The organism is Nocardiopsis sp. CA-288880 (assembly GCF_050955985.1).
GTDB lineage: Bacteria > Actinomycetota > Actinomycetes > Streptosporangiales > Streptosporangiaceae > Nocardiopsis > Nocardiopsis tropica.
On record NZ_CP192105.1, the window covers coordinates 1,418,199 to 1,443,561 of the forward strand.

Consider the following 25,363-nt stretch of genomic DNA (forward strand, 5'->3'; position numbering starts at 1 on the left):
ACCCAGTGACATGTCGGACATCTATACCCTGCTGGCGTTTCTCGCCGCCATCGTCGTCCTCGTGCTGTTCATCGCGCGGTTCAAGGTCCACCCCGTGGCCACGCTGTTCATCGTGGTCGTGGCGCTGGGGCTCGTCCTGGGCATGGGCGGCACCGGGACCGTCGAGCTCATCACGACCGGCTTCGGGAACACCCTCGCCAGTGTCGGCCTGCTGATCATCTTCGGCTGCGTCCTCGGCAAGATGCTCGAACTGAGCGGCGCCGCCCTGAAGATCACCGAATCCGCGCTCAGCCTGTTCTCCAGGAACAAGGTGCCCTGGGCGATCGCGCTCGCCTCGACCGTCCTCGGCATCCCCCTCATCGCCGACACCGCCGTCGTCATGCTCATTCCCATCGTCTCCGCCCTCGCCTACCGCACGGGCATCTCGATGATGAAGCTCGGCCCGATCCTGTACATCGGCGCCTACGTCATGACCTCGGTGGTCCCTCCCGGCCCCGGACCGCTCGCCTCCGCGGCCCTGCTCGACGTCGGCATGGGCGACGCGATCCTCTACGGACTGATGGTGGGCGTCCCCGGCGTGGTCGCCGCGACGATCTACCTGTCGCGGACCAAGACGCACGTGCCGCCGAAGCCGGAGTTCGTCGAGCACCTGGTGGGCGGCCCCGACGCACCCGCGTCCGCCGGCGCCGGCTCAGGGAACGCGGACGGGGCCGCCGAGGAGGCCGCGCAGCACAAGGTCGGCCTGTTCGGCTCCCTGGTGCCCATCCTGGCGCCCATCGTCCTCATCGTCTTCGCCTCCCTGGCCGGCCCCGCGCTCCCCGAGGGGGCGTGGTTCACCGACACCGTGCTCTTCGTCGGCGAGCCTACGATGGCGCTGTTCCTCGCCTGCCTGCTGGCCCTGCCGCTGTTCCGCGGGCGCTGGCGCGACAAGTCCACCCTCAACGACCTGTTCGAGGCCGGGCTGCGGATCGCCGCCATGCCGCTGGCCCTGACCGGCGTCGGCGGAGCCCTCGCCACCATCATCCGGGAGACGGGCGTCGCGGAGAACATCGCGACGAGCATCGAGAGCACCGGGATGTCCCCGGTCATCATCCCGTTCCTCATCGCCGCCGCGGTGTGCACCATCACCGGTTCCAACATCCTCGGCGTCATGACCTCGGCGGCCATCATGCAGCCCCTGCTGCCCGCGCTCGGACTCGAACCGATCGTGGTGTACCTGGCCTGCGCGACCGGGGCCCAGCTCATGAAGCACGCGAACTCCTCGGGCTTCTGGGTGACCACGACGCTGTCCAACATGACGGTGGGCCAGGGGATCCGCTCGATCGGGGTGGCCTCGGTCATCTCCGGCCTCACCGGGTTCGCCGTCCTCAACATCATGATCGCGACCGGCGTCGTCTAGGGAGTGTTCTTTGGAGGCTTTCGGGTCGGCGAGCGGCCGTCCGGGCCATCTCTCGCAAGCCGATGTGCGAAGTTCGGCCTGGTTGTGCCTCACGAGCGCAGAGGCGCGGCGAGAGGCAGCCCGGTGGACGCGAGCCCGGAAGAATCCACAGAACACGACCTAGCCCGCTCGCATCCCACGCGCGGCCGGTCCCCGCGCCCACGGCCCCCGGGCCGCGGGCCGGGGACCGGCCCCGCCCGTCCGACACGACCACAGGAGAACCCATGGCGACCCTCGGCGCGATCGCCGACGACCTCACCGGAGCGACCGACGTCGCTATCGCCCTCACGTCCGCCGGATACCGGACCGCCGTCGTGCTGGGCGCCGACGCCCCCGACGGCGACGGGGCCGCGGACGGGGCCGACGCCGTCGTCGTCGCCCTGAAGTCGCGCACCATGCCCGCCGGCGAGGCGGTCGCCGCCTCGCTGGACGCCCTCGCACGGCTGCGGCGGGCGGGCTGCGAGCGCTTCTACTTCAAGTACTGCTCGACCTTCGACTCCACCCCGGCGGGCAACATCGGCCCGGTGGCCGAGGCCCTCCTCGAAGCCCTCGGCGAGACCGTCACCGTGGTCGCGCCGGCCTTCCCCGCCAACGGGCGCACCGTCTACCGCGGCCACCTGTTCGTGGGGGACGAGCCCCTCGACGAGTCCCCGATGCGCCACCACCCCCTCACGCCCATGACCGACTCGAACCTCCTGCGCCTGCTCGCGCCCCAGGTCGGCGGTGGCGAGGACGACGTCGCCCTGGTGCCGTGGCCGACCGTCGCCCGGGGCGAGGAGGCGGTGCGCGAGGCCATCGGGCGCGCGGGCCGCGCCGGAGCCCGGTTCGTGGTCGTCGACGCGCTCACCGACGCGGACCTCGCCACCCTCGCGCGGGCGACGGAGGACCTGCGCCTGCTGACCGGCGGCAGCGCCCTCGCCCAGGGGCTCAGGGGCCCCCGGGCACTCGCGCGCACGCCGGTCACGCTGCCCGGGGGGCCGCGCGTCGTGCTCTCCGGCAGCGCCTCGCGGGCCACCCAGGGCCAGGTCCGCCACGCGCTCGCGGCCGGAGGGGGTCGGCAGCTGCGCCCCTCCGACCTGCGGGAGGACTTCGAGGCGGCCGTGTCCGCCGCGGTGTCCGCCGCGCTGGAGGCCGCGGACGCCCCCTTCGTCGTGTACGCGACCGCCTCCCCCGAGGACGTCGTGGACACCGCGGACGCCCCGCTCATCGAGGAGGCGCTGGCCGAGACCGCCGAGCGCCTGGTGGCCGCGGGGACGCGGGCGCTCCTCGTGGCGGGCGGCGAGACCAGCGGAGCCGTCGTGCAGCGCCTCGGAGTGGGCGCGCTCGCGCTCGGCCCCGAGATCGACCCCGGCGTCGCGTGGATGCGCGGGCGCCGGGACGGCGAGGACATCCACCTCATGCTCAAGTCCGGGAACTTCGGCCGCGAGGACCTCTTCGTCCGCGCCTGGGAGGGGGGCCTGTGAACCGCACACCACGCGAGGCCGCGCGGGAGCTGTGCCGGGCGGGACGCCGCGCCGTCGACCTCGGGCTGAGCCCCGGCGCGTCGGGCAACGTGTCCGTGCGCGCCGGGGACCACACCCTGATGAGCCCCACCGGGGTGTCCCTCCGGGACCTGGACCCCGACGGCCTGTCCGTCCTGGGCCCGGAGGGGGAGCACGTCTCCGGCCCGCCGCCCTCCAAGGAGTATCCGCTCCACCTGGCGATGTACCGGCGGGTCGAGGGCGCCGGGTCCGTCGTCCACCTGCACTCGCCCCACGCGACCGCGGCCTCGTGCCTGCCCGCCTGGTCGGCCTCGTCGGCGCTGCCGCCCGTCACGCCCTACCTGGTGATGCGTGTCGGCCAGGCGCCCCTGGTGCCGTACGCGGCTCCGGGCAGCGAGCGGCTGGCCCGCAACCTCGCCGACCTGCCCGGGTCCTTCCGCGCCGCCCTGCTCGCCAACCACGGTTCGCTCATGGCGGCGGCCGACCCGGCGGCCGCGCTGGACGGGGCCGTGGAACTGGAGGAGGCCTCGCGCATCGTCGTCTCGCTGCGGGGAGGCGGGTTCTCCGTGCTCTCGGCGGAGGACGTGCGCGAGCTGACGGAGCGCTACGGGACCGCGTGGGACCTGTGACCCGCCCTCCGCGAGGGTGAGGGCGCGACCTGGGCCGGGGACCGACCGCACGGTCGGCCCCCGGCCCGGAGGCGGCCGGCCCCGGGCCCCGGGCCGGAACGCGGGCACGCCCGTGCCTCCGGCGCCGGGGCGCACGGGCCCGGGGCGCCGGGCTCCCCGGCCCGCCCCGACGCCCGCCGGAAAGCCGGAGCGGAGCCGGGCCCCCGGCCCCCGGGGAACAGGTGACCCGACCGGTCAGGAATCGAGAAGCGCCCTTCACCGGACCGGAACTAGCGTGGTGGCCATGGACATCACCATTCACACCAGCGTTCTGCCGCACCAGGACCCCGAGGCCTCCCTGGCCTTCTACCGCGACGTCCTGGGCTTCGAGGTCCGCAACGACGTCGGGCAGGGGAACATGCGCTGGATCACCGTGGGCCCCACCGGACAGCCCGACACCGGCATCCTGCTCGCGCCGCCCGCCACCGATCCCGGCATCACCGACGCCGAGCGCACCGCCATCGCCGAGATGATGGCCAAGGGCACCTACGGGTGGATCCTCCTGGCCGCGTCCGACCTCGACCAGGTCTTCGACAGGGTCCAGGCCACCGACACCGAGGTCGTCCAGGAGCCCACCCTCCAGCCCTACGGCATCCGCGACTGCGCCTTCCGCGACCCCGCCGGCAACCTGATCCGCATCCAGCAGCGCTGAACCGGCAGCGGCCCCGTGCCGCCCCGAGGGGCCGGACGCGCCGTGACGCACCGGTCCGACCGCGCCGGAAGACGCAGAGGAGGACCGCGCAGGCGGTCCGGACGACGATGGAGAGACGATGACCACCGCCCCGAGGGCGCGCACGGAGCCGCCCGCGCCGCACGCCGCCGACAGCCACGACCTGATCCGCGTGCAGGGCGCGCGCGTGAACAACCTCCGCGACGTCAGCCTCGAGATCCCGAAGCGCCGGCTGACCGTGTTCACCGGCGTCTCCGGTTCGGGCAAGAGCTCGCTGGTGTTCGGCACGATCGCCGCCGAGTCGCAGCGGATGATCAACGAGACCTACAGCGCCTTCGTGCAGGGGTTCATGCCCGCCCTGGCGCGGCCCGACGTCGACGTCCTCGAAGGGCTGACCACCGCGATCATCGTCGACCAGCAGAGGCTCGGGGCCGACCCGCGCTCCACCGTCGGCACCGCGACCGACGCCAGCGCGATGCTGCGCATCCTCTTCAGCAGACTCGGGCTCCCCCACATCGGATCCCCCCAGGCGTTCTCCTTCAACGTCGCCTCGATCAGCGGGGCGGGAGCGGTCACGACGGAACGCGCCGGCCGTACCGTGAAGGAGCGCCGCGAATTCAGCGTCACCGGCGGCATGTGCCCCCGCTGCGAGGGCAGGGGCACGGTCTCCGACATCGACCTCACCCAGCTCTACGACGACTCCAAGTCGATCGCGGAGGGCGCGTTCACCATCCCCGGCTGGAAGTCGGACAGCTGGTGGACGGTGCGGACCTACGCCGAGTCCGGCTTCCTCGACCCCCACAAGCCGATCCGCGACTTCACCGAGCGGGAGATGCGGGACTTCCTCCACAGGGATCCGGTCAAGGTGAAGGTCGAGGGCGTGAACCTCACCTACGAGGGGCTGATCCCCAAGGTCCGGAAGTCGTTCCTGTCCAAGGACGTCGACTCGCTCCAGCCGCACATCCGCGCCTTCGTGGAACGCGCGGTGACGTTCGCCGCCTGCCCCGAGTGCGGGGGCACGCGCCTCAACGAGGCGGCGCGCTCCTCGAAGATCGGCGGGATCAACATCGCCGACGCGTGCGCCATGCAGATCAGCGACCTCGCCGTGTGGGTGCGCGGGCTGGACGAGCCGTCGGCGGCCCCCCTGCTCACCTCCCTGGGCAGGACCCTCGACTCGTTCGTGGAGATCGGGCTCGGCTACCTCGCGCTCGACCGGCCCTCGGGCACGCTGTCGGGCGGTGAGGCGCAGCGGGTCAAGATGATCCGCCACCTCGGCTCCTCGCTCACCGACACCACCTACGTCTTCGACGAGCCCACCATCGGCCTGCACCCCCACGACATCCAGAGGATGAACGACCTCCTGCTGCGGCTGCGCGACAAGGGCAACACGGTCCTCGTCGTCGAGCACAAGCCGGAGACGATCGCGATCGCCGACCACGTCGTGGACCTCGGCCCGGGAGCCGGGACGGGGGGCGGGACCGTCTGCTTCGAGGGCACCGTCGGGGGCCTGCGGGCCGGCGGCACCCTCACCGGCCGCCACCTCGACGACCGGGCCTCCCTCAAGGAGGCGGTGCGCGAGCCCTCCGGCGCGCTGGAGATCCGCGGGGCGAACGCCAACAACCTGCGCGGCGTCGACGCCGACATCCCGCTCGGGGTGCTCACCGTCGTCACCGGCGTCGCCGGATCGGGCAAGAGCTCCCTCGTGCACGGCTCGCTCCGCGGCCGTGAGGGCGTGGTGTCCGTCGACCAGAGCCCGATCCGCGGTTCGCGGCGGAGCAACCCGGCGACGTACACCGGGCTGCTCGACCCGGTCCGCAAGGCGTTCGCGAAGGCCAACGGCGTGAAGCCGGCGCTGTTCAGCGCCAACTCCGAGGGCGCCTGCCCCGCCTGCAAGGGGGCGGGCGTGGTCTACACCGACCTGGCGATGATGGCCGGCGTCGCCACCGTCTGCGAGGAGTGCGAGGGCAGGAGGTTCCAGGCCTCGGTGCTGGAGTACCGCCTCGGCGGACGCGACATCGGCCAGGTGCTCGCGATGCCGGTGGCCGAGGCCGAGGAGTTCTTCGGCTCGGGGGAGGCGCGCACCCCCGCCGCGCACGCCGTCCTGCGACGCCTCTCCGACGTCGGCCTCGGCTACCTCACGCTCGGCCAGCCGCTCACCACCCTGTCGGGGGGCGAGCGGCAGCGGATCCGGCTCGCCACGCGCATGGCGGAGAAGGGCGGCGTGTACATCCTCGACGAGCCGACCGCGGGGCTCCACCTCGCCGACGTCGAGCACCTGCTCGGCCTGCTCGACCGGCTCGTCGACTCCGGGAAGACGGTCGTCGTCATCGAGCACCACCAGGCGGTCATGGCGCACGCCGACTGGATCATCGACCTCGGGCCGGGCGCCGGGCACGACGGCGGCCGGATCGTCTTCGAGGGCACGCCCGCCGACCTCGTCGCCGCCCGGTCCACCCTCACCGGCGAGCACCTCGCGGACTACGTCGGCGGCTGACCCCGCCCCCGGGCGGACACGTGCGCCCCCGGCCGTCGGGGTCGACGGCCGGGGGCGCCGGCATGCGCGGTCGGGAGGGTTCTAGCGCCGGGGGGCGTCGGTCCCGCGCAGTCCAAGGCGGCCGCGGGTGACCACCGCGAGGAACACCGCGACGAGGGCGACCAGTGCGACCTCCGGGGCTCCGGCGGGGTCTCCCACCGCGGCCCCCTTGAGGCCCGAGACGACGTTGATCGCGGTGTGGGCGATCACCGGGGCGAGCACGCCGCCGCGGGAGGAGTTGAAGACGTGGCCGAGGACGACCGTCAGTCCGACGCACAGCAGGGCGTAGGCGGGGAAGTACATCTGCGCCTGCAGCGTGCCGGCCATGGAGAACAGGGGGGCGTGCCACACCGCCCAGACCGCGCCGAGGACCGCGTTCGCCGCGAGCGGGGGCAGCGAGCCCTGGAGCCGCGGCAGCGCGAATCCGCGCCAGCCCAGCTCCTCGTTGCCGCCGCCGACCAGGGCGATGAGCAGGAACTGCACGGGGATCGCCATCAGCGCGGCGTCGAGCGCGGCACCGTCCACCGCCGCCCCCTGCAGGCGGACGGCGACCACACCGGAGGCCGCGATGGCCAGGACCACGAGCACCGCGATCGCGTAGGGCGTGATCCCGCCCCTGCGCAGCGGCGCGTACCGCCGGAAGAGGGCGCCCACCCCGGACCTGCCCCCGGTCGCGGCGGTGACGAGGACCGCCGCCACCATCGGACCGAAACTGCCGACGAGCACGGCCGGCATCGGGTTGGCGCCGTCGAGCAGGAGGGCGCCTCCCCACCACGCGATCCAGGAGAAGGCGAAGGCGATCACCAGGAAGGCGGTGAGGCCGCGCGGTGCGAGGACGGTCGTCCGCGCCGCGTCCGGGGCGGGAGCGGAAGGGGCGGAGGGACGGGGGTGCGTGGAGAGGTGCTCGTTCTTCATGCCGAGAAACATACACTGTTTAAGAAAGGCCTACAACGTATGATCAGTTGTATGCTGTCGGACATGGCAGAACCACGATCCGACCAGCAGTTCGACAGCGTCTTCAGCCGCCCCGAGCGCCGCCGCCGCACCCAGCCGGCGCTCACCCGGGAGCGCATCGTCACCGCGACGATCGGGCTGCTGGACCGGGAGGGCGCCTCGGCGCTGACGATGCGCAAGGTCGCCGCCGAACTCGGCGTGCACGCGACGAGCCTCTACTGGTACGTGGAGCGGAGGGAGGACCTCGTGGACCTGGCGGTGGACGGCATCCTGGCCGACGCCGCGGCCGTCCTGCCGGGCCCCGACGCCCCCTGGGACGCCGCGGTGAAGGAGACCGCGTACCGGTTCTACGCGGCTCTGACCGCGCACGCCTGGGCCGCGGAGTTCGCCGGAGCCCGGCCCCTGGTCGGGCCCAACGCGGTCGCGCTCTCGAGGAGGATCATCGCCGCGCTCCAGCAGTGCGGAGGGAGCGAGGAGGAGCAGGCGGTCGCCATCCGGGCGGTGTCCAACCAGATGCTCGGCGCGGCCACGTCCGCGGTCGCGGTGCGCGCGATGCGCTCCAGGGACTCGGGCGAGCACGACGAGGCGGTCGCCGCCGCCGTGTCGGAGCCGGACGCCCTCGCCGTGGAGAACGACTACTTCGACCAGGTGCTGGACCTGGTGCTGGACGGGGTCAGGGCCCGCCGGTCGGGGTAGGCGGTCCCGCCCCGCCGGGGCCGCGGGCCGTTCCGGCGCGCACGCCCGAGGGGGCCGGCTCCCTTCCGGGGCGTGGGCCGCCGCGCGCCGTTCCGGCGCACGCCCTCCGGGACCGGCCCCGCACGCCCTCCCCGTCACGGGCGGTCCCGGGCCGGCCCCGTCCCGCGGCCGTCAGTCCGGCGGGTCCAGCGGCGACATCGCCGGAGAGTAGTTGAACAGCCGGAGCCTGGCCGCCCCCGGTTCGAGGAGGGACGCGGCCCCGGGGTCGACGTCGACGATGCTGAGGCTGGCCGGGTGGCTCGGGACCGTGCGGGCGGGGTCGAGCCCGACGGCGGCCGTCAGGAAGGCCCGCGCCGGCCCGCCGTGGGTGACCGCCATGAGCAGCTCGTGCCCGCCGTCCGCGGCCCGCCGCACGGCGGCGTCGAGCCCGGCGACCACCCGGTCGGTCAGCTCGCCGAAGCTCTCGGCCCCCGGCGGGTGGAACCGCCCCGCGCGCCACGCGGCGTACACGCCGCCGTCCTCCGCCCTGACCTCCGCCGAGTAGCGCCCCTCCCACCCGGCCAGGTACGCCTCGTTCAGCCGGGGGTCGCGCGCGTCCGGACGGACGCCGAGCACCTCCGCGGTCTCCCGCGTGCGGCGCAGGCCCGAGGTGACGACGTACCCGGGGGCCAGGTACCCGACCGTCTCCGCCAGGGCGGAGACCTGCCGCCGCCCGGCCTCGGACAGCCCGACGTCGCGCTGCCCCTGGAGGCGGCGCTCCTCGTTCCACGCGGTCTCGCCGTGGCGGACCAGGAGAAGCCGCATCATCCGGCCACCCCCGCGTCCAGGAGCTCACCGGAGGCGTCGAAGTACGCGTCCGGCGCCGACGGCAGGCGCACGCCGAGAGCGTCGCCGGGCAGCAGTCCGACCGGCGTGTCGCGGGAGACGTGCATCCGCGTCCCGTCGGGGAGGTCGACGCCGAGGACCCACCTGTCGGCCATCGGCACCTGGTCGGCGAACACCGCCTCCACACACCCCGGTTCCGACGCGTCGGCGGCGATCCCGACCGATCCGGCCCGGTACATCGCCCTGACGGTCCCGCCCCCGGGCGCTGGCGGGGCGGCGCCGCAGTCGACGCCGAACGCCCGCAGCCTCCCCTCGTGGACCCGGCACTCGACGATGTTGGCCGGGGGAGTGCCGATGAACGTGGCGGCGAACGCCGTGCGCGGCGACTCCAGCAGTTCCCGCGGCGTGCCGAACTGCTCGATCCGGCCGTCCTTCATGAGCGCGATGTGCGTGGCCATGGTCATCGCCTCGACCTGGTCGTGGGTGACGTAGACGCTCGTGGCGCCGCTGGAGCGGTGGACGCGCATGAGCTCCCCGCGGGTCTCGACCCGCAGCCTCGCGTCGAGGTTGGACAGCGGTTCGTCGAAGAGCAGCACCTTGGGCTGCGGCGCGATCATGCGGGCGATCGCCACGCGCTGCTGCTGCCCGCCGCTGATCTCCCCCGGGTACCGGTCGGCGAGGTCGGAGATCGCCAGCATCGACAGCACCCGGTCGCCCCGGGAGCGGCGCTCCTCCTTCGGCCACCTCGCGACGGTCAGCGGCCATTCGATGTTCTGCCGCACCGTCTTGTGCGGCCACAGCGCGTAGGACTGGAAGACCAGGCCGGCCTCCCGCTCGGCGGGCGCCACGGCCGCGGTGCCGTCGCCCCGGGCGATGACGCGGTCCCCGAACCGGATCTCGCCGCCGGTGGGGTTCTCCAGACCCGCGAGCATCCGCAGGGTCGTCGTCTTCCCGCAGCCGGACGGGCCGAGGAGGACGAGGAAGGAGCCCGCCGGGACGTCGACCGAGATGCCGTCGACGGCCGCGGTGCCGCCGAAGTCCTTCCGGAGGTCGGTGATGGTCAGGGAGGCCGAAGACGCCTCGGAGCGCATGCCGGTCCTTTCCGCCCGATCGGTGCCGATCGTGGAGGTCATGAGTTCGAGTTCCAGGGCTGGGCGGCGCCCTCGAAGCGCCGCGCGATGATGGTCGCCGCAACCGATATCACCGCGATGACGACGGTGACCGCGTTGGCCGACTGCGTGAAGTTCTCCGACGAGTACTGGTAGGTGAGGACGGCCAGGACGGGCATCGCCGGGGTGGCCAGCAGCACGACGAGGGAGAGGTCGCGCACCATCTGGACGAACACGAGCACCCCTCCCGTGAACAGGCCGCGCGCCGTCAGCGGTGCGATGACGGAGCCGATCCTGCGGAACAGCCCCGCCCCCGCCATCACCGCCGACTCCTCGACGTCCTTGGACACCTGGCCCAGCGCCGAGGTGCCCGACCGGACCGCGAACGGGATCGTCGCCGCGATCCCGGCCAGCACGAGGATCGCGAACGTCCCGTACAGGCTCGGGACCGGACCGATGGGCGCACCGAACTGCGCGATGAACGCGGCGCCCAGCGCGATGCCGGGGATGAGGAACGGCACGAACGAGAGGACGCCCATGGTCCCCGTCAGCCACCTCGGCCCGCCGGAGCGGGTGATGACGTAGGAGACGAGCAGGCCGAGGACGCCCGCGCAGACCGCGACGCACACCCCGAGGAGCACGGTGTTCCAGGTGGCCTGGAGGATCTGCGGGTTGTTCAGGATGCCCCGCTGCCCCTGGGCGAGGGCGGGGTCGGAACCGCCGATCCAGTAGTGGAGGGTCAGCCCCGACGAGAAGTCGTTGGTGCGCAGGGTCAGCGAGCTGAACACGAGCACCAGGCCGGGGACGACAGTGGTGCAGGTGACCAGCAGCCACGCGACCGCGGCCACCGGCCGCGCCCACGGTCCCAGGTCGACGCCCCGGCGGCGGCCGCCCTTGCCGGTGATCGTCGCGAAACTGCGCCTGCCGCCCGTGATCCTCGTCGAGGCGTACATGATCATCGCGGCCACGAGGATGAGCACGATGGACAGCACGTACCCGCGCGAGACGTCGCCCGTGGAGATCGCCCCGTACAGGCGGGTCGAGAGCGTGTGGAACCGGACGGGCAGGCCGAGGAGCGCGGGTGTGACGAAGTTGGAGACGCCCTCGGCGAAGGCGAGCAGGGCGCCCGAGACCATCGCCGGGGCCACGACGGGCAGCGCGATGTCGCGGGCCACGCGCATCGTCGGGGCGCCCGTCAGCTCCGCGGCCTCCATGAGGTCGCCGTTGACGCTCGCCAGGGCGGCGGCGACGAGCATGAACGACAGCGAGAAGTAGTGGGCCGTCAGGGTCGCGGCGATCGGCACCGGCCCCCAGGCCAGCCAGTCGGGGACGGGGATCCCCAGGTTCATGAGGATGCCGGTGGAACCGCCGATCAGGTCGTTGCGGAAGACCGACTCCCACGCCAGCGCCAGGGCGAAGCTCGGCAGGGCGAACGGGATCGTCGCCAGCAGGCCGAGGATCCCGCGCCCCGGGAGCCGGGTCATCACGACCACCCAGGCGAGGAAGCCGCCGATCACCGTGGAGCCGGCGGCGGTGGCGATCCCCATGAGGACCGAGTTGCCCATCGGCCTCCACAGGAGGTTCTCCGACATCGGGCTGGCGAAGACGTCCGTCCACGCCTCGCGGTTGCCGGCCGTCAGGGTCGTGTTGACCAGCCCGAGGAGCGGCGCGACCACGAGGACGGCGAGGACGAGCAGCGTGCCGGCTCCCAGCACGGCGGTCGGCTGCCCGAGGGCGGTCCGCGCACGGGCCACCGTGCTGCCGACCGTCGTGCGGCGGGGGGCGGGTGCCCTCTTCATGGTGTCCTCTCTCCGGGACGGGGGAACTGTGCCGGGGCGTGTTCTGCGGTGGCGTGCGGCGGTGGGGGTGCCCGGGGCGCGCGCCCGGGGACGCGTCCCGCGGACGCTCCCGGCCGGCTCGGCTCTCGCGAGGCCCGGAACGGTCCGCGGAACGCGGCCTACAGGGTCAGCAGGAAGTCGGCGACGTCGTCGCGGATCTGTGCCGTCTCCTCGGGGGAGATGTCCCAGGCGCCGAGCTCGCCGAGGGAGACCGCGCCCTCGGGGGCCGCCATGTCGGTGCGCACCGGGTAGTCGCCGGGCACGTAGAAGGGGTCGAAGGCGGGGCCGCCCGTCTCCGAGTCGTCGCCCATGAGGAAGTCCGCGACCAGCCGGGCGGCGGCCGGGCTGTCGGAGTCGCGCACCATGCCGATGTAGGCCGGGAAGGTGATCCCCGGCGAGGGGGCGGTCCCCAGGGAGGCCTGGAGCGCCCAGCCCTCCTCCTCGTTGTCCCGGCGGTCGGAGTACGAGGTGAAGCCGACCGGCGGGTCGTCCTGGCCCGCCGCGCCCACCGCCTGGTTGACGTTGTCGGTGTCGTCGACCAGGACCAGCCCGTTGCCGTACAGGTCCTTGACGAACTGCTGCCCGGCGTTCTCGACGCCGTCGTCGAGGACGATCTCGGTCCCGAAGTGGTCCAGGTGCGCCTGCGCCATCGCCTCGGACTGCCGCACGATCTCGGCCACGAGGTCGAGGTAGTCCCCGCGGACCGCGGGGTCGACCATGACGACCCTGCCGTTCCACTCCTCCTCGGTCAGCTGCCACAGGTTCCCGACCGGGGTGCCGTCGGGATGGGCCTCCTCGTTGTACATGAGGACCTTGGTCGAGAGGCGGTTGGCCAGCAGCGGTCGGCGGTACTCCTCGGGAACGGTCTCCCCGACCCGCGGCGGGACGTAGTTCTGGAGGATGCCGCCCGCGACGAGCTCGGTGATGACGACCGGGGCGTCGGAGATGTAGGCGACGTCGGCCGACGGGGTGCCGGCCTGCGACTCGGACCGCAGCCGGGTGATCTGCTCGGAGGAGGAGATGTCGTGGCCGATCAGGTCGACGCCGGGGTACTCCGCCTCGAACGCCTCCTCGACCGAGGCGATGCGCGAGGTGAAGGAGTAGACGGTGACCTCCCCCTCCTCGGCGGCCAGTTCGACGAGTTCCTCGTGGGTGGCGTCGTCGAGTTCGTGGGGGCCCGCGCCCCCGTCGGCGGCGGGGGCCTGGGGGGCGCCGCCGCCGCAGGCGGCGAGGGAGACGGCGAGGGGGAGGGCGACGGAGGCGGAGAGCATTCTCGAAAAGCGCATGACAGGTCCTTTGTGTCAGTTCTCGCGCAGGTGGGGGAGGGGGGACACGGGCGCCGGGGGACCGCGGCCGGGGCGTCAGCCGAAGTCCGTGAGCAGGCCGTCCAGTCGGTCGAGGGCGGGGAGGATGACGTCGGGGTGCCGCTGGGCGACGGTGAGCACGATGGCGTTCGCGATCATCATCGGGACGCTCAGGGAGGAGAAGCCCTCCTGGTGTCCGCGCGGGGCGGACAGGACGGTGGTCGGGGCGGGGTCGAGGGTGTGGAGGGTGTCCGTGATCAGGACGGAGCGGGCGCCCACGGCGGACGCCCGGGCGTAGAGGTCCGTGAGGTTGCGCGGGGCGCGGCGGAAGGCGAAGGACACGACGACGTCGGACTCCGACATCGCCAGCACCCGTTCGGCGACCTCGCGCCCGGGGCCGACGAGGTTGACGGAGTGCATCCCGAACCGCCGCAGCCGTCCGTCGAGGAGCTCGGCCAGGATCCCCGCGTTGCCCCGTGCGAAGAGGTGGACCACGCGCGCGCCGACCAGGAGGTCGGCGACCTCGTCGATCTGCGACTGGTCCACGTGCCTTCCGACGGCCGCCAGCGATTCGAGCTCGGTGGCCAGGAGCGTGTCCAGGACGCGGCCCTCTCCCCGGAGCTCCGCGCGGAACCGGTCGCCGGCGCCGTTGAGGTGGGCCTCGCGGTCCTCCCGCAGGTCGTCCCGCAGCTCCAGGTACCCCTGGTACCCCAGGCGCTGCGCCAGGCGGGTGGCGGCGGCGGGGTGCACCCCCGCGCGCTGGGCGACGTCCCCGCCCCGCCACAGCGGGGCCTCCGCCGGGTGGGCCAGGAGTTCGTCGAGGAGGACGCGGTCCGACTTGGTCAGCCGGTCGCGGTACTCGTTCACACGCTCGTGGAAGTTCACGACAGTCACGCTACAGCAATTTTAATTGCGTGAATATGACCTTCTGCAATTTAAGTTGCGGTTCATGGAGCCTTCACCCCCAGGTCGGACGGGCGCCCGGTCCCGCGGAGGAGGGGCCCCTGCCAGGCCCGACGTGCCCGCGGCCCCGGACGCGAGGGGCCGCCCTCCGGACGGCGGGGGCACGGGGCTCCCGTGCGGACGGCGCGCCGCCCCGCCCGGTCGGGTCTCACGGGCGGGGCGGCGCGGTGAGAGGGGACCCCCCGGGGCTCGGCGCTCGCGGGCCCCGGGGGACGGTCCCGGGGTGCGCCTGCGGACGCCTTCGGCGGGCTCGGCGGGCCCTGGAACGGTCCCGGCTAGCCGTCGCCGCCGGGGAGCAGGGAACCCAGCGGCCCCAGGTCGAGGTTGAGGTCGGCGGCGGACAGGCCGTAGCGCTCGCGCAGCTCGGTCATCCGCTCGTCGAGCAGCATCAGGGTCATGCCGATGCGCTCCTCCTGCTCCTCGGTGAGGTCGCCCTGGTCCACCCGGCGCAGGGCCTGCCGCTCCATGAGCTGGCGCACCAGCTCCACCACCGTGAGCACCAGTTTGATCAGGTCGCGTTCCACGGTGTCGGGTTCGGTCTCGATCCTGTGGCGCAGCCTCTGCTGCTCCGTCCGGGGCCCGGAGGCGGCCTCCCCGCCCCGGGCCGTGCCGTCCAGGGCGTTCTGGAGCTCGCCCAGGACGTCGCGCCCTCCGTCGGCGCCGGAGGCCCCGTCCAGGTCGCGGACGACCGCCCCCGCCGTGTGCTGCCGGGAGTCCCCGGCTCCTCCTGCCATGCTGTCCCCCTTCGGTGAGGTCGGGTGTCAGTCCTGACGGATCCATCCGGCCAGGGGATGGCCGTGCTCCCACGGCGAGGGCACGTCCTCGTTGATCGAGGACACCAGCGCGCGCAGGGACACCCGGACCAGGTCGACGTCGGCGATGGAGACGGTCAGGTCCCCCGTGATCACCACCCCCTTGGCCAGGACGCGGTCGAGCAGGTCGACCAGGGAGATCTCGCGGTTGGCCAGGGGGTGGTCCTCGTCCAGCATGCGCGTGAGCGAGTAGGGGCCCTGAGCGGAGCCGGACGCGGACCCGTCGCGGGCGCCCGGGCCCTCCACCGGACTCATACGCCCACCCCCGGGGAGGCGAAGGAGTAGGGCGCCCACGGCCCGGAGACCTCGACCCGCGTACCCGCCGACGCCCGGGAGTCCAGCTCGCGCACCGTGTCGAGGAAGGCCTCCACACGGGCGTCCTCCACCAGGTAGGCGGTGTTCATGACGTTCTCTCCGGGGGCATCCGAGAGCGCCGAGTCCTGGGGCCGGTGGTGCTCGCGGGCCCGGGACAGCGCTCCCAGCGCCTCGTCGGCCTCCTCGCACAGCCGCGCGGCCCGCTGCCAGGCGTCGTCGCGGCTCTCGCGCTGCTGTCTGCGCCTGCGGAGGTACGCCTTGCCCGGGCTCTCGCCCGGAGGCGCGGCTTCGGCCGGCGGCGCGTCCTCGGGACGGCGCGCTCCGGTCTCCGCGTAGACCTTGACCCCCAGCTCGACGCAGCCCTCCAGCCGCCGCAGGACGGCGTCGAAGGACGCGTGCTCCTCCCGGAGCACCTGGCGCACGCGCCCGTCCCCGCGGTAGACCGTCGCCAGCCTCAGGGGCACGGCCACGGTCCGGCGGGCGGTCCTGTCGACGACGCCGTGGTGCGCCCTGGCCACCGCCTCCAACCAGCGCAGGTCCTCGAGGTTGGCCTGGAGGGCCGACTCGTCGAACTCGTGCAGGGGGACGGCGCTGACCACGGCGGCGAGGTCGCCCTCGGCCACGAGGTGCACCGGATGCCCCCCGACCCCGGTCGCCCCGTCGAGCGCACCGGCCCCGAGGGGACGGCACACGGCGTAGACGTAGCTCGCGTACTCAGCCCTGTCCATGCTCCTCCTCGCCGTCTGCCCCGGTCCCGGAGGCCCCGCCTCCCCGCGCGGCTGCGCCGGCCGCGTCCTCGGGGGAGGCGTCCGCCCGCCCGTCCGCGGCGACCCGGGGCGCCCGCCCCTCCTCCAGCGCGGCGATGCGCTCGCGCAGGAGCCGGTTCTCCTCCTCCAGCTCCTCGTCCCCCCGCTTCATCGCGCGGGAGGACAGCGCGGGGTCGTGCTCCCACCAGTCGATGCCCATCTCCTTGGCCTTGTCCACCGAGGCGACGAGGAGTCGGAGCTTGACGGTGAGGAGCTCGATGTCGAGGAGGTTGATCTTGATGTCGCCGGCGATGACCACGCCCTTGTCGAGCACGCGCTCCAGGACGTCGGCGAGGTTGGCGGACGAGGAGCCCCCGGAGGAGCGGATCTGCCGGGGCTCGCCGCGCCACGGGGTCGGTTCACTCACGGGTCCCCCCTTCCTCCGCACCGGGCCGGGGCGCACGGGTGCGGGTCACGGGCACGCCTCCGTCGGCTTCGGAGCCCCGGCCCCCGGCCCTCCGGGGGCGCCCGGCTCAGGAGCGCTCGCCGGCGCGGGGCTCGTCCTCGTCGACGTACTCCTCGTCGTCGTCCAGGTCCTGTTCGTCCGCCTCATCAGAATCCTCGTCCGCAGGCTCTTCATCAACGGGCTCCTCGTCCTCGGGCTCCTCGTCGAGGAGTTCCCCGTCGGTCTCCTCCGGGTCCTCCTCCGGCTCCTCCGAGTCCTCGTCCCGGGGCTCGTCCTCGTCGGGCTCCTCCCCGTCGTCGGGGTCGTCCTCGTCCTCGGGGTCGTCCTCGTGCGGGGGGCCGGGGTCCAGCTCCGCGAGCCGCTCCCGCTCCTCCGGGTCCAGCTCCGCGAGTTCGGCGGCCTCGTCCTCGTCCAGCCGCGCCAGCTCGTCCCACTGCTCCTCGGAGAGGCCGGCCTCCTCGAGCTCCAGGGCGTCCTCGTGGGAGAGGACGACCTCCCCCTCGCGCACCTCCCCGCGCCAGCCTCGCATCTCCTCCGCCTCGGACAGGGCCATCATCATGACCTGGCGCCGATAGTGCTTGAGGTCCAGCCGGAGGCGTCGGCCCTGGGCCCTCCAGAGGTTGCCGGTGCGCTCGAAGAGGCCCTTGGGGTAGTACTCCACCACCAGCAGGACCCGCGTGAGGTTCTTCCCCAGGGGGTGGAAGGTCACCGCGCCCTTCATGGTGCCCTTGGCGGCCTCCGTGGACCAGGCGATCCGGTGGTCCTGCACCTGCTCGGTGACGGCGGCCTTCCAGCTCCGGCTCGACCAGAAGACCTTGCCCTTCCAGTGCGAGGTGGTGTCACCGGTCTTCTCCACGCTCTGCACGCCCTTGGCGAAGGAGCCGAAGTCGGGGAAGCGGGTCCACTGGTTGTAGGCCACACGCACGGGGACGCCGACGTCGATGTCCTCGACGATGTTGACGCTCTTCGGGGGCTTGCCGCCCCCGCCTCCCTTGCCGAAGGCCTTCCCGGCCTTGTTCTTGAGGCCCTTGGCCCCACCGGAGACCACGGCTTTGACCGGGCCCTCGCCCCGGACGAGCTTGCGGCCGACCTCGCCCACCACGGGGGCGCCGGCGACACCCTCGCCGGACAACCGCTCGACCGTGCTGCCGAGCTTGCGGGCGGCGCCGGTCACCACACTGCTCGCCTTGGCGCTGACGTAGTCCTGGACCGCGTCGGCGAGCTTGGAGGTGCCCTCGTTCCTGTCGGCGGCGGAGCGCAGGCGGGCCAGGGGGCCGTCGGACTCAGCCACGTCCATCACCGTCCCCCTCGCCGTCCTTGCGTGCCGGGCGCTTGCGCTGGGCGGCCTTGCGCGTACCGCTGCCCGCCTTCCCTGCGGCGCCCGCCGCGGCCCGTACCGGCGCCGTCCTCTTCACCTTGGCCTTGCGCCGCCCCTTCTCGGGGGAGGACCCCTCGGAGGCCTTCCCGGAGGAGGGCGCGGCGGTGTCCTCGTCGTCCTCGCGGGCCCCGTCCCCGTCGGACCGCTCCGCCCCGCCGGCGACGGTGTCCGCCGCGCTCTTCCCGGCGCCGGAGACGGTGTCGGCGGCGCCGGACCGGAGGCTCTCGGTCCGGTCGTTGAGGGAGTCGGCCAGGGAGCCCGCCCACTTGCCGGCCAGGTTGCCCGCGGCGGCCTTGCCCACGTTGAGCAGCTGCTCCCGCGACTGGTTCCTCAGCTCGCCCACCACAGGCAGGGAGGAGACCTCCTTCAGCAGGCCCTGGGCGAGCAGCTGGGGCTTGATGTCGAGTTTCTTCGCGCCGAGGTAGAGGCCGAGCCCTAGGGCGAGCTTCAGCTTCTTCTTCCGGCCGAGGATGTAACCGCCTACGGCGGCGGCCACGATTTTCGCCGTGTCACTCACGGGTTCACACCTCAATGTCGTCTATCGGAGACCCTGGTACCTCTCGGCTTCCTCCAGCTCGTCCAGCAGCTCGTCCTCGAGCCTGTCGAACTCGTCCGCGGACAGCTCGCCCCGGTCGAACCGCTCCGACAGTTCGGCCAGGCGCTGCCGGATCCGCGAGGGGTCGTACACCTCCCGCTCGGCGGCCTCCAGGACCTGGCGCGCCGTCCAGTCCGCGAACCGGACCGGAGCGACGGCGGGAGCGGTGAGGATCGCTCGGAGAAGGCCCATGTGCCCTCCTCTCGTTCGGGCCGGGGCGATCGCGCCCCGGTTCAGCGCGGCGGAGCCGTCACGAAGCTGTAGGGGGGAAGCGGGCCGTTGACCCGGATCTCCAGGAGGGTCCCCCACTTCTGCTGGAGCTCACCCGCGACGCGGAGGAAGTCCTCGGTCTGCTCCCTGCGGACCAGGACCGAGACGTTGGCCAGGCAGCCGCCCACGAGCGGGCCCATGGCCACGCGCTCGGCGTGCTCGGCCAGGGACCGGGTGACGGCCTCGGCGTCGCGCTGCCTCAGGGCCTCCAGGGCCTGGGAGACCTGCTCGCCGAACTCCATCTGCTCGGCGGGCGTGCCGCCGCCCGAGGCGCGCAGGGCCTCGTTCCTGGCCCGGAGCGACTCGTCGTCGAGGAGCACCAGCCGCAGCGCCGCCTCCTCGATGTGCGTGGCCTTGACGTTGAACTCCACCCGCTCGGCCAGCCGGGCGAGCAGCTCGGAGTAGTGGTCGGCCCCGCGGTCGAGCTCGGCCGCGACCGCCTCGTCGTCCGCGCTCACCGCGCCGAAGCGCAGTGGCAGGACGCCGTGCCCCTGGGCCAGGGCCTGGAGCACGTCCTGGTGGGCCGTCAGGTCACGCCGCTTGGCGCGGAGCCCCTCGGGTGCGTCGCTCGCCGCCGCGGCCAGGCCGCCGGCGCGGACGAAGCGCAGGGGGGCGGGGCTCTCGCCGACCCCGGTGAGCTTCAGGTGGTCGAGCGACTCGTCGTCGCGGACGATCCCGTAGACGTACGTGCTCATTCGTCCTCCTTCTTGGCGGAGGCGCGGCGGCGGGAGCGGGCCGGGGCCTTCTCCTCGCCCCTCTCGTCGTCCTGCCCCTTGGAGAAGGACTCGGATATGGCCTCGGCGGCGCCGGAGAGCGCGCCCTTGGACTTGCTGCGCGCGCCCTTCTCCATGCCGCCGTTCACCAGGTCGGGGAGCCCGGCTCCGCCGCTGTTGGTCAGGTCCAGGCGGTTGCACGCCTCGGCGAAGCGCAGGTAGGTGTCGACGCTCGCGATCACGATACGGACGTCGACGGTGAGGAGTTCGATGCCCACGAGGGAAACCCTCGCGAACACGTCGACCACCAGCCCCTTGTCGAGGATGAGTTCCAGGACCTCGTAGAGGTTGCCGGAACTCCGGCCCCCGCCGGAGGACTGCTGCATCACGGTCATCGGAATCGTGCTCCTTTTCGTCAGTGAAGAACCGAAGGGCAGATACTCCTGTCCAGTGCGCAGAAAATGGGGTCATGTCCCGTCGGAACGGCCTCGCGTGTAGCGTTTCACGCGCCGATAGCCCTGGATTTCACCGTCCGAGTCGAGTTCCACGGAATAGGTGGCCAGCATGCTCACCGTGTCCGGGACGCGTCGTAACTCGAGTGTCTCCAGGTTCAGGCTCCATCCTTCGCCGTCCCGCTCGAAACTGGAAACGCTTTCGACTTCGATCCCGGTGATCTCCTCGAACTGTTCCCGGGCCTCCCGCAAGCGTTCCATCATTGATTTTCTGCCTGGGGAGCGAGGCGGGGGACGGCCTTCGCTTCCGTTGTCTTGGCTCATGGATCTCCTGTCCAATGGCCATTGTCCGAATTCGTTCTTCCTGCCCTCAGGACTAACCACTACCACGAAAATTCCGGGCAAAACGTCCCGCTGGTCAGAGGCGGGGGAGAAGGGCGTGTTCCACCGGGCCGGAGGCGCGGAGCCGGTTGCGGGAGACCCCGCCGGGGGCGGTGCGCGGGACGGTCCGGCCCGGCACGCTCACCGGGCCGCGCCGGTGATCCGTTCCAGGGTCCGCCGCCCCGTGCGGCTCATGGCCGGATTGCCGTACCGGTAGTACCAGACCAGCCCCATGGCCTGCTGGAAGGCCCAGGCCCGGCCGCGCTCCCACTCCTGGTCGCCGCTGTCCAGGGCCTCCCTGAACGCGTGCCTCGGCCCTTCGTCGAGCAGGTGCCAGGCACAGACCAGGTCCAGTGCCGGGTCCGCCGGCCCCAGGCCGCCGACGTCGAGGACCCCGGCCAGGTGCCCGTCCCGTACCAGCAGGTTGCCGGGGATCAGGTCTCCGTGGCACATGAGGTCGGGCTCCCCGCCCCGGGGCAGCTCGCGCATCCCCTCCCAGAGCCCGCGCAGGCGCGGTACGTCCAGCAGCCCCTCGCTGCGTTCCAGGCAGGTGCGCATCCACGCGTCGTGGTCGCCGATCCGGCCGCCGCGACCCGCCCCCCGGAACGCCCGGCCGCGTGTGTCCACGGCCCGTACCCCGCGGACGAACTCGGCCAGGTCCAGGGCGAACCCCGTGCTCCCGCCCGGGGCGAGCCGGTCGGCCGGGGTCCCCGGCAGCCAGGTCTGCACTGCCCACGGCAGCGGATACCCCTCCTGCGGCCCCCCGATCGCCACGGGCTCGGGGGTGGCGAACCGTGTGCGCCCGAACAGCTCGCGTGCGGCCGCGGCCTCCGCCCGCAGCCGGCGGCCGATCTCCCCGGGGACCCCCGGCCGCAGCGGGAAGCGCAGCGAGAACCCCTCGCCCAGGCGGAACACGGTGTTGTCCGTGCCCCCGGGGAGCACGGGCGCGAGCGGTAGACCGGCCCACTCCGGGAACTCGGCGGCGACGATGCGGGCGGCCGCCTCCGCGGACACCGCGACCTGGCCCTCGTGCATGTCCATCGACCCAGTCTGGCCACCCTCGCCCGGCGGCGCACCCCGTTTTCCGGCCCGGCTCCCTATCCGGCGCCCACCCTCCGGGACCGTCGCACCGCGGGGACTCCGGCGGATCGGCCCAACCGGACCCGGGCGCTTCGTTCCACGCCGCATCCACGGGCCGTGTCGTCGGGAACCTTGTCGGGACCTACCGGCTTCCGGTCGGCGTCGCCAACGGTGCGCGTGGCATCGTTGCAGCATGAGCCCGGAACGGCGAGGCGCCGGAGGGCTCATGGACGAGGCGGGTGCGTTCGCCGAGCTCGTACGCAGGCTCGGCCTCGACAGCGGGGCGGCCGACACGGCTCCTGATCGGACGAGCGTTCCGATCCGCCGGTGTTGAGGGGCGTGAGGTGAGCTCGCCGTACGTCATGCCGGTTCTACGGCTCCTACCCGTCCACGTGTGGAGGATCAGATGATCCGGCCTTGCACTCGGGAGGGAAATAGGCCACCCTTGCCGTCATGATGACGCACATCGCATGGAAGGGCGGCCTCCGCCCGGGCCTTTGAGGGCCCCTGAGTGGACCCTCGGCGACCCCGCCGACGGACGATCCACTTTTCTTCAACACATCACCTCTCTTTTCGCCGAGCATGGCGAACCGCCTTGGCCGAACGACGGCCGGCCGTTTCCCGACGATCCCCCCGACTGGGCCAACTCCGTGATGAGCAGCCTCGTCCTCGACGGGATCCGCACCCACCACTTCGGGGCCGGCACGGAGACGGAGCGGGCCGACACACTTGCCGAGACCATCGCCCGCATCGTCGGGGAACCTCCTGACACCGCCGCCGCGCAGCTCTTCCACGACGCGCTCGCCGACACCGACGCCCTGACGGTCGTCGACCACCTCCTCGAACCACTCGCTGCACGCAAGGTGTCCCGTCGCCGTACACGGGTGCTCGCCAGGTGGACAGCCGAGCACGGCACCCACCGCAACGCGGTCAAGATCGCGCTCGCACTGCTGGGCCTGTGCGGAGATGAGCGGGAGCGAGAGCTCCTCGTCCTGCTCGGGTCGCTGGACGAGTTCACCCTCTATGCGGCTGTCGCGCTGCGACGTGCCGTACCCGCCCCCGAGCCGAACTTGTTCTGTCTCGCCCGACGGGCCACGGGGTGGGGCCGCATCCACGCGGTGAAGCGGCTGGAGGGCACCACCGACCCCGCCGTCCGCGCATGGCTGCTGCGTGAGGGGTTCCGCAACGGTGTCACGGACGAGTACCTCGCCCACTTCGCCGCGGTGAACGGGGGGCTGCTGGGAGCCCTTACCGGTGACGGGACACAAGGGGAAGTGGATGACGAACTGCTCGATGGGGCCGGCGGCATCCTCAGCGCCATGGCCCGGTCCGAGGGTGGTCCGGCCGAAGGCCTGGCCGACTACCCGGACGCGTTCGCCGCGCTCGAACGCTACGCCGAACTGGTCGATGCCGCACCCGCCACCCTGAGCCGCCTCGCACACCTGGCCGGAATCCGTGACCACCTCCTCGGCGACCCCGGGGGATCGGGGCACCCGGTCCACGAGGTCGCCCGGCTCGGACGACAGTTCGCGCAGATACTGGAGCGTCCGGAATGGGAGGAGCGGGTCCGCGTCCACCTGGCCGAGCCCGAGGGGGAGGATTTCGGCATTGCGCTGGGGGCGGCCGACCGCCTGGGGATGAGACCGTTCGACGATGTCCTTCGACGTCTGCGCATCGCACCACAGGACTCCTTCGCCTGGCACTGGGCCTTCCGCTGGGTCGCCCCTGGGCGTGTGAACGAACTCGTGGGACTCGCCGAGGCCTTGTTGCCGACAGACGAGCTGACGACAGGCCCGTCCGAGGCGTCGTCGGTGGGGCCCGGGTACGAGAACGATCGTGCTCTAGAGGGCGTCCTGCGTTGTATGGCCGAAACCCCGGGTGCGGGTTGGCCGCTCGTCCGTGCCGGACTGCGCAATCGTTGCATCGGCGCGCGTTCGGCGGCGATCGGCGCTCTGGAGGCGTGGCAGGAACGGTCCCTTCCGACGGAGGCGATATCCGTGCTCCGCCTGGCCGAGTCCGAGGAACCGCACGCCGAGACCAGGGAGAGGATGTCGGCCCTGATCGGACGACTCGACCCTGCTTCCGGGGCGGTCTGAACCCGTGGAGGCCACGGCCCGGGGGGTGCTCGACGCCGGCCCGGGCCGTGTTCCCCGTTTGTCCGATCGTGGCGGGCGAAGACCCGCCGGACCGGGGCGGCCGGGCGCACCGCCCCCTGCTGATCGCGGGGGTCCGGGAGTCGGCGCACGCCTCATGCGCGGTCGTGCGCCCCAGACCGCCGGTGCGCCTTCCACGCCCGGTGGAGTCCACGCCGACGCTCGTACTCCTTCTTCGCCCGGTTCTGCGGATCGGTCTCGGGGGACTGGGACGCCGGGCCCATGACGTGCAGGAGCGCGTAGTTGATACGGAATCCCGTCCTGTACAGCAACGAGAACGAGTCCTTCCCACGCGGCTTGTCCATGGCCGTCCACCTTCACCGTTCGCCGGGGTCGCGGACGTACGCCGCGAGAGTGCAGTCGAGCAGAGAATCCATCGCCGTGAAATCCGCGGCCTTCTCCGCTCAGCAGCGTATCCGCCCGGTTTTCGCCCTCCCGGGCGGCCCGGCCTACACGGGGCCCCGCCCCGGGCCCGGCGTCCGGCACAGGGACGACATCTCCCGGGCTGCGCTGCTGCGCGGCCCCCGGTCCGGGGTGCGTTCGACCGGCCGGTGCCACTAGGTGTCGGACATCACGAGTCCACGCTGTTCAGGGGGCGACTCCGCCGTGGTGCGTAGGGGACCACGGGTGTCCGCGCGGGGACCGAAACGGATCCAGGCCAGCTCCTGCGCCCGATGCCGGTCGAGTACGAGCAGACTGCGCACGCCCGGCGCAAACGCCGCGGGCCTGTGCCGGGTGACCGCGCGCAGCCGTCGCCAGCGCCGCGAATGCGCCCGGTGGCTGCGCTCGGTCACCCGCCGTCCCCGGGCGTCCTGCCCGTTGCGGGCCTCCTGCGGAGTGGCGTCGATCATCACCACGTGCATCTCGTACCGGCGGAGCCGGCAGAGCAGGGCGAGCAGCACGCGGACCGGGCTCCGGGTCCCGCACTCGTGCAGCACCACCGGGCCGCCGCGCAGCGCCGCGGCCACCCGGACCAGGTGCAGTACGTGCACCACCCAGCGCCACAGCGGGTAGGGGATCCGACCGAGCAGCGGTCCCAGCTGGTACCGCGACTGCAGCGAGTCGATCACCCGCACACCCTCCGAGGTGAGCACGGTCCGCTCCTCGTTCTCGCGGAGTCCGAACAGCCGCCGCAGCAGGGTGCTCTTCCCGGCCCCGGGCACCCCGGCGACCAGGACCAGGGACCGCCGGGGGTAGACCATGCCGCGCACTGTCGCGTCATTCACCGTGGGCACGTACCGCGCCAGCCCTTGGAACATCTTCGGCAGCTCCTCCGACCTTCGCGCCGGTGGGGCGCGGCTCTGCAGCGGCCGCGTCACCTATGTCATGACGCTACCGGGCATCGGCGGCTCCGGAAAATGCAGGGCTCCCCACTGCGGCGCGTGCCGGGATCGCCTCCCGCCATACGAGAGTCAGCCCCAGGGGCCACGACTTGAACCCACAGATGAGGAGTCCGCGTTCGGGAAACGGTCCGGGAGGGTTGTTGAAGGCCCCTGGTTCCCGACGGGGTTTCGGGAGGCCAT

General features: G+C 72.9%; 27 protein-coding genes. 8 read left to right on the plus strand and 19 right to left on the minus strand.

From position 1 onward, the window contains the following. Window positions 1-10: 10 nt before the first annotated feature. From ACQPYD_RS06235 to ACQPYD_RS06255, 5 genes are all read left to right on the plus strand, one after another. Window positions 11-1,399, plus strand: a complete 1,389-nt coding sequence (locus tag ACQPYD_RS06235) for a GntP family permease (RefSeq protein WP_433700162.1) — start codon at window positions 11-13, stop codon at window positions 1,397-1,399. A 263-nt stretch (window positions 1,400-1,662) separates the two neighbouring features. Then, complete coding sequence (otnK, locus tag ACQPYD_RS06240) at window positions 1,663-2,901, plus strand: 3-oxo-tetronate kinase (RefSeq protein WP_433700163.1); 1,239 nt, start codon at window positions 1,663-1,665, stop codon at window positions 2,899-2,901. Beyond that, window positions 2,898-3,548 (plus strand): class II aldolase/adducin family protein, encoded by a 651-nt coding sequence (locus ACQPYD_RS06245; protein WP_267948521.1) that lies wholly within the window; start codon window positions 2,898-2,900, stop codon window positions 3,546-3,548. Before otnK ends, ACQPYD_RS06245 begins: the two co-directional genes overlap by 4 nt. Before the next feature lie 283 nt (window positions 3,549-3,831). Continuing rightward, a complete protein-coding gene (locus ACQPYD_RS06250) occupies window positions 3,832-4,239 on the plus strand; it encodes a VOC family protein (RefSeq protein ID WP_433700164.1) in 408 nt (135 codons plus the stop codon). A gap of 118 nt (window positions 4,240-4,357) precedes the next feature. Next, a complete protein-coding gene (locus ACQPYD_RS06255; RefSeq protein WP_433700165.1) occupies window positions 4,358-6,751 on the plus strand; it encodes an ATP-binding cassette domain-containing protein in 2,394 nt (797 codons plus the stop codon). 81 nt (window positions 6,752-6,832) lie between these two features. Here the strand turns inward: ACQPYD_RS06255 and ACQPYD_RS06260 are convergent, their stop codons facing one another. Next, window positions 6,833-7,717 carry a CPBP family intramembrane glutamic endopeptidase gene (locus ACQPYD_RS06260; protein WP_433700166.1) on the minus strand — a complete coding sequence of 295 codons (885 nt, stop codon included), beginning with the start codon at window positions 7,715-7,717 and terminating at the stop codon, window positions 6,833-6,835. Between the two features lie 39 nt (window positions 7,718-7,756). Here ACQPYD_RS06260 and ACQPYD_RS06265 point away from each other — a divergent pair, with 39 nt between their 5' ends. Further along, entirely contained in the window at window positions 7,757-8,440 is a 684-nt protein-coding gene (locus ACQPYD_RS06265) for a TetR/AcrR family transcriptional regulator C-terminal domain-containing protein (protein WP_433700167.1), read from the plus strand. A 171-nt stretch (window positions 8,441-8,611) separates the two neighbouring features. Here ACQPYD_RS06265 and ACQPYD_RS06270 read toward each other — a convergent pair whose 3' ends face one another. From ACQPYD_RS06270 to ACQPYD_RS06345, 16 genes are all read right to left on the minus strand, one after another. Continuing rightward, a complete protein-coding gene (locus ACQPYD_RS06270; protein WP_402914576.1) occupies window positions 8,612-9,247 on the minus strand; it encodes a histidine phosphatase family protein in 636 nt (211 codons plus the stop codon). Next, the gene (locus tag ACQPYD_RS06275; protein WP_433700168.1) at window positions 9,244-10,398 is read right to left on the minus strand and encodes an ABC transporter ATP-binding protein; all 1,155 of its coding nucleotides are present in this window, start codon (window positions 10,396-10,398) and stop codon (window positions 9,244-9,246) included. The genes ACQPYD_RS06270 and ACQPYD_RS06275 overlap by 4 nt, the downstream gene beginning before the upstream one ends. Then, complete coding sequence (locus ACQPYD_RS06280; RefSeq protein ID WP_433700169.1) at window positions 10,395-12,173, minus strand: ABC transporter permease; 1,779 nt, start codon at window positions 12,171-12,173, stop codon at window positions 10,395-10,397. Before ACQPYD_RS06280 ends, ACQPYD_RS06275 begins: the two co-directional genes overlap by 4 nt. A gap of 158 nt (window positions 12,174-12,331) precedes the next feature. Further along, window positions 12,332-13,498, minus strand: coding sequence for an extracellular solute-binding protein (locus ACQPYD_RS06285; protein ID WP_433700170.1), 1,167 nt, complete (start codon window positions 13,496-13,498; stop codon window positions 12,332-12,334). A gap of 75 nt (window positions 13,499-13,573) precedes the next feature. Then, on the minus strand, window positions 13,574-14,410 hold the full coding sequence (locus ACQPYD_RS06290; protein ID WP_433700171.1) for a MurR/RpiR family transcriptional regulator: 837 nt from the start codon (window positions 14,408-14,410) through the stop codon (window positions 13,574-13,576). A 344-nt stretch (window positions 14,411-14,754) separates the two neighbouring features. Beyond that, the gene (locus tag ACQPYD_RS06295; RefSeq protein ID WP_433700172.1) at window positions 14,755-15,213 is read right to left on the minus strand and encodes a gas vesicle protein K; all 459 of its coding nucleotides are present in this window, start codon (window positions 15,211-15,213) and stop codon (window positions 14,755-14,757) included. A 27-nt stretch (window positions 15,214-15,240) separates the two neighbouring features. After that, window positions 15,241-15,546, minus strand: coding sequence for a gas vesicle protein (locus ACQPYD_RS06300; protein WP_433700173.1), 306 nt, complete (start codon window positions 15,544-15,546; stop codon window positions 15,241-15,243). Continuing rightward, window positions 15,543-16,334: a GvpL/GvpF family gas vesicle protein gene (locus ACQPYD_RS06305; RefSeq protein WP_433700174.1), complete on the minus strand. Its 792-nt coding sequence runs from the start codon at window positions 16,332-16,334 to the stop codon at window positions 15,543-15,545. Before ACQPYD_RS06305 ends, ACQPYD_RS06300 begins: the two co-directional genes overlap by 4 nt. After that, entirely contained in the window at window positions 16,321-16,779 is a 459-nt protein-coding gene (locus tag ACQPYD_RS06310; protein ID WP_433700175.1) for a gas vesicle protein, read from the minus strand. The genes ACQPYD_RS06305 and ACQPYD_RS06310 overlap by 14 nt, the downstream gene beginning before the upstream one ends. Before the next feature lie 106 nt (window positions 16,780-16,885). Further along, window positions 16,886-18,115, minus strand: coding sequence for an SRPBCC family protein (locus tag ACQPYD_RS06315; RefSeq protein ID WP_433700176.1), 1,230 nt, complete (start codon window positions 18,113-18,115; stop codon window positions 16,886-16,888). Further along, window positions 18,102-18,713 (minus strand): hypothetical protein, encoded by a 612-nt coding sequence (locus ACQPYD_RS06320; protein ID WP_433700177.1) that lies wholly within the window; start codon window positions 18,711-18,713, stop codon window positions 18,102-18,104. Before ACQPYD_RS06320 ends, ACQPYD_RS06315 begins: the two co-directional genes overlap by 14 nt. 21 nt (window positions 18,714-18,734) lie before the next feature. Further along, window positions 18,735-18,983 (minus strand): gas vesicle protein GvpG, encoded by a 249-nt coding sequence (locus ACQPYD_RS06325; RefSeq protein ID WP_330159192.1) that lies wholly within the window; start codon window positions 18,981-18,983, stop codon window positions 18,735-18,737. A 41-nt stretch (window positions 18,984-19,024) separates the two neighbouring features. Beyond that, a complete protein-coding gene (locus ACQPYD_RS06330; RefSeq protein ID WP_433700178.1) occupies window positions 19,025-19,756 on the minus strand; it encodes a GvpL/GvpF family gas vesicle protein in 732 nt (243 codons plus the stop codon). Next, complete coding sequence (locus tag ACQPYD_RS06335; protein ID WP_433700179.1) at window positions 19,753-20,169, minus strand: gas vesicle structural protein GvpA; 417 nt, start codon at window positions 20,167-20,169, stop codon at window positions 19,753-19,755. The genes ACQPYD_RS06330 and ACQPYD_RS06335 overlap by 4 nt, the downstream gene beginning before the upstream one ends. Window positions 20,170-20,241: 72 nt before the next feature. Further along, on the minus strand, window positions 20,242-20,550 hold the full coding sequence (locus tag ACQPYD_RS06340; RefSeq protein WP_267948540.1) for a gas vesicle protein: 309 nt from the start codon (window positions 20,548-20,550) through the stop codon (window positions 20,242-20,244). Window positions 20,551-20,748: 198 nt separating this feature from the next. After that, the gene (locus tag ACQPYD_RS06345; RefSeq protein ID WP_433700180.1) at window positions 20,749-21,648 is read right to left on the minus strand and encodes an aminoglycoside phosphotransferase family protein; all 900 of its coding nucleotides are present in this window, start codon (window positions 21,646-21,648) and stop codon (window positions 20,749-20,751) included. 232 nt (window positions 21,649-21,880) lie between these two features. On the opposite strand from ACQPYD_RS06345, the gene ACQPYD_RS06350 reads away from it, so the two are divergent. Both ACQPYD_RS06350 and ACQPYD_RS06355 read left to right on the plus strand, forming a co-directional pair. Then, the gene (locus ACQPYD_RS06350) at window positions 21,881-22,021 is read left to right on the plus strand and encodes a hypothetical protein (RefSeq protein ID WP_433700181.1); all 141 of its coding nucleotides are present in this window, start codon (window positions 21,881-21,883) and stop codon (window positions 22,019-22,021) included. A 319-nt stretch (window positions 22,022-22,340) separates the two neighbouring features. Further along, entirely contained in the window at window positions 22,341-23,783 is a 1,443-nt protein-coding gene (locus tag ACQPYD_RS06355) for a hypothetical protein (RefSeq protein WP_433700182.1), read from the plus strand. Window positions 23,784-23,935: 152 nt separating this feature from the next. On the opposite strand, the gene ACQPYD_RS06360 is transcribed toward ACQPYD_RS06355, so the two are convergent. Further along, window positions 23,936-24,145: a hypothetical protein gene (locus ACQPYD_RS06360; protein ID WP_433700183.1), complete on the minus strand. Its 210-nt coding sequence runs from the start codon at window positions 24,143-24,145 to the stop codon at window positions 23,936-23,938. 252 nt (window positions 24,146-24,397) lie between these two features. Continuing rightward, window positions 24,398-25,099 (minus strand): AAA family ATPase, encoded by a 702-nt coding sequence (locus tag ACQPYD_RS06365; protein WP_433700184.1) that lies wholly within the window; start codon window positions 25,097-25,099, stop codon window positions 24,398-24,400. Window positions 25,100-25,363 lie beyond the last annotated feature (264 nt).